This is a genomic window from Streptomyces sp. ActVer (genome assembly GCF_027270795.1).
Classification (GTDB): Bacteria; Actinomycetota; Actinomycetes; order Streptomycetales; family Streptomycetaceae; genus Streptomyces; species Streptomyces umbrinus_A.
In genome coordinates this window covers 1-3638 of the sequence record NZ_JAPWHT010000690.1, presented here as the reverse complement: position 1 = coordinate 3638, position 3638 = coordinate 1, and the positions used below count along the sequence as shown (strand labels likewise).

Annotated in this window: 3 protein-coding genes and 1 pseudogene; 3 read left to right on the top strand and 1 reads right to left on the bottom strand. The window is 72.2% G+C overall.

Annotated features, from left to right (window positions below; all coding sequences use genetic code 11):
- Together O3Q52_RS50540 and O3Q52_RS50535 are read left to right on the top strand one after the other, a co-directional pair.
- On the top strand, positions 1-497 hold a 497-nt coding region (locus tag O3Q52_RS50540), incomplete at its 5' end, for a universal stress protein (RefSeq protein ID WP_269655152.1).
- Between the two features lie 53 nt (positions 498-550).
- Positions 551-1372, top strand: coding sequence for a universal stress protein (locus O3Q52_RS50535; RefSeq protein WP_269655151.1), 822 nt, complete (start codon positions 551-553; stop codon positions 1370-1372).
- A gap of 52 nt (positions 1373-1424) precedes the next feature.
- Here O3Q52_RS50535 and O3Q52_RS50530 read toward each other — a convergent pair whose 3' ends face one another.
- Positions 1425-3095 (bottom strand): SulP family inorganic anion transporter, encoded by a 1671-nt coding sequence (locus O3Q52_RS50530; protein ID WP_269655153.1) that lies wholly within the window; start codon positions 3093-3095, stop codon positions 1425-1427.
- A 339-nt stretch (positions 3096-3434) separates the two neighbouring features.
- Between O3Q52_RS50530 and O3Q52_RS50525 the strand changes: the two are divergent.
- Positions 3435-3638, top strand: a pseudogene (locus O3Q52_RS50525) (hypothetical protein); the annotation flags it as partial.

Here is a 3638-nt window from a genome sequence, read left to right as displayed (position 1 = left end):
GCGAGGGTGCCGCCGACGAACACTTCACCACCCTGGACGGCGTCTCGCCCGAGGAGATACCCCAGACCCCGTGTCGCGATGTCGTCCTCGGCCTGGACACCCGGCGACCCAGTGACGAGGTGATCGAGTTCGCCTTCGAGTCCGCACGCCGCTGCGGCGCCACGCTGCACGTGATCCACGCATTCGGAACGCCGCGGGTCCAGCCGGCCGACGGACCGTGGGCCCCGGTGACCGGGCCGGAGCTGATCGCGGCACAGGAACACGCCATGGTCGCGACCCTGCGCCCGTGGTGCGAGAAGTTCCCGGAGGTCTCCGTGGTCGAGACCGTCTCCGAGGAACGGCCCGCCACCGCGCTGGTGCGGGCGTCGTCCGGAGCCTCCCTCGTCGTCCTGGGGCGCCGGACCCGGGACAGCCACCTCGGCACTCACGTCGGCGCCGTCACGCACGCGGTGCTGCACCACGTCGGCTGCCCCGTCGCCGTCGTCCCGCACGACTGAACCGGTGCTGTGACGGTGCTCCGGGCACCAACGGCCCAAGGGAGGGAACAGTCATGACCGCACGTCACGTAGTCGTCGGGGTGGACGGCTCCGTCATCGCCGTTCGAGCACTGGACCTGGCCGCCGACGAGGCAGCCCTGCGCGCCACCACGCTGGAGATCGTGTACGCCGTGCCCGACCTCGACGAAGCCGGCCCTGTGCTGGCGTCCGCCGCCTCACGGGTGGGCCACCGCCACCCGCGCCTGCCGGTCGTCACCGTCCCTGCCGAGGGACACTCGGCGGCCGTCCTGGCGGAACGCGGACGCGAGGCCGCGCTGACCGTCGTCGGCTGCCGGAGTCTCGGCGGGTTCGCGGGCACGGTGTTCGGCTCGGTGAGCCGGCGCCTGGCCGCGCACGCGCCCGGTCCGCTGCTGGTCGTACGCGGCGACTCTCCGCCGCACCTGCACAACGAGGTACTGCTCGTCCTCGACGCCGAGGACGACGCGGACACGGCGGCGTTCGCCTTCCAGGAAGCGGAACTCCGTGGGGCTTCACTGCGGATCTTCCGGTCCTCGGCGGATCGGACCCCGGTACCGGTGCCAGTGCCGCATCGACGGAGCGAGTGGACCGCGTCGTACCTCCCGGCCGGTGACCCGTCGGCGGCGCTCGGCGATCGGCATCCTCTTGTCCGGACGGGGAGCCAAGACGCCACCTCGACGCAGACGCTGCTGGAGGCCACACGTACGGCGGACCTCGTCGTGGCCGCCTGCCGACCCGAGCAGGGCGGGCTCGGCCGCCGTCTCGGTTCCCCGGCACGGACGTTGCTGCATCGGGCCCACTGCCCGGTGCTGCTCGTTCCCGCCGGGCAGGAGAGCGCCGGGCCCTCGGCCTCGTGAAAGAACTCCGCCGCGCCGGGCGCCGGGAGCACGGGCTGCCGGCCCTGTCGGCCTACTGAGTGTCGCCCCGGGCGCGATTCCACTCCCGGTACGCCGCGACAGCGGTGGGGAGCGTCGGGAAGACCAGACCGGCGCCGACCGACTTCGTCAGTCCGTACGCGACCAGTTCGTCCATCAGGTCCTGCTTCACGCGGGCGAGGGCGAACACGATGCCGCGCCGGGTCAGTTCGAGTCGCAACGCGTCGACGGCGTCCAGGGCGGTGATGTCGACCTCGACGTTGGCCTCGGTGTTGAGGACGAACCAGCGGACCGGGTCCTCCTGTTCGTCGACTGCCGCCAGGGCCCGGTGCCGGAAGTCCTCGGCGTTGGCGAAGAACAGGGGCGAGTCGTAGCGGTAGACCAGCAGGCCGGGGATGGTGCGGGCCTGCGGATAGTCCTCGATGTCGTGCATGCCGGCCACACCGGGGACCACTCCCTCGACGGCATCGTGCGGACGGGCCACGCGGACCAGCAGCTCCGCGACCGACAGGCCGACGGCGACGATCACGCCGTACAGGATGTCCAGAGCCAGTACCCCGGCCAGGCAGCCGAGGGCCAGCAGCAGTTCCCGGCGGCGGAAGGACGCCAGCCGGCGGAAGCCCGCCAGGTCGATCATGCGGACGGCGGCGTACACGACGAGCGCGCCCAGTACGGCCGAGGGCATGCGGGTCAGCAGAGGGCTGAGGAAGAGCAGCACCGCGAGGACCGCCGCACCGGCGACCAGCGAGTACGCCTGGCTGCGGGCGCCCGCCGAGGCGGCGAGTGCGGTCCGGCTGGCGCTGCTGCTCACCGGGAAACCGTGCAGTGCGCTCGCACCCAGGTTCGCCGCACCGAGGGCCAGGAACTCCTGGTTGGGGTCGAGGCCGGGGCCCTGGTCGTCGGAGGAGCGGCCGGTGAAGGCCCGCGCGGTGAGGATGAAGTCCGTGTAGCCGACGAGGAGGACTCCGAGGGCCGGGAGGACCAGGTTGGCGAGTTCGGTCAGGTCGGGCACGGCGAGGCCGGGCAGCCCCGACGGGACCTCGCCGATCACCTTGATGCCGTACCGGTCGTCGAGGTCGAACACGGCCACGGCCGCCGTGCCGAGCACCACGGCCAGCAGGGGGCCGGGGACCGCCCGGAAGAACCGCGCCACGGTGAAGAGGAACGCGAGCGCGACGGCGCCGAACAGCAGCGTCGCCGCGTGGACCTGCGTCAGGTGCCGTACGAAGGACCACAGTTGGGCGAAGAAGGCGGAACCCGTCGTGCTCACGCCGGTGAGCTTGGGCAGCTGGTCCATGATCATGATCAGTGCCACGCCCGCGAGGTAGCCGATCAGGACGGGCCGGGAGAGCAGGTCCGCGAGGAACCCCAGCCGCACCGCCCACGCCACCAGGCACAGCAGGCCCACCGTGAGTGCGAGGGCGGCCGCCAGTGCGGCGTAGCGGTCCGGGTCTCCGGCGGCCAGCGGGGCGACCACGGTCGCCGTCATCAGCGCGGTCGTCGACTCGGGGCCGACCGACAGCAGGCGTGAGGAGCCGAACACGGCGTACAGCGCGAGTGCGGGCAGGATCGCCCACAGTCCGGCGACCGGCGGCAGACCCGCGACGCCCGCGTACGCCATCACCTGGGGGATGAGGTACGCGGCCACGGTCACGCCGGCCAGCAGGTCGCCCTTCAGCCACGAGCGCCGGTAGCCGAGGAGCATGCCGACGCCGGGCGCGAGGTGCCCGAGGAGAGTGCCGAGCCCCTGTGCCGGACGGTCCCCCGGAACGTGCCCGCCCGCGCTCCTTGCCATGAGTCTCCTTCTGCCGTGTGACCTCAGGATCCACCGAGGGGCGGACGGCCGCGAGACGCGGACCCGGGCGAAGGAAACCTACAGGCACTGCGGTCCCCTTACCGGCAGCCCAACCGGCTCTGTGGAAAGGGCCGTTCAGCCCCGTCGCCGCGGACCTTCGGCATCCGGCGACGCTCGCCCGGCGCGACCAGAGTGATGGGTGTCGGACAACGACCGGAACATTCCCGATTCCCCGAAGGGACCATCACCATGGCCGTGCACGAGCATCCTCGCCGGAGCCCGGGGTTCCACCTGCCGTTGTTCCGTGGGAACCGGACCGCCGCCACCTCCGAGTCCGCCGTGTCGGCTCGTACCGACACGCACACGGCGCGGGCCTACGCCTTCGCGTCGCTGCGCCTGCTCACGGGGTTCGTGTTCCTGTGGGCGTTCCTCGACAAGACCTTCGGCTTCGGC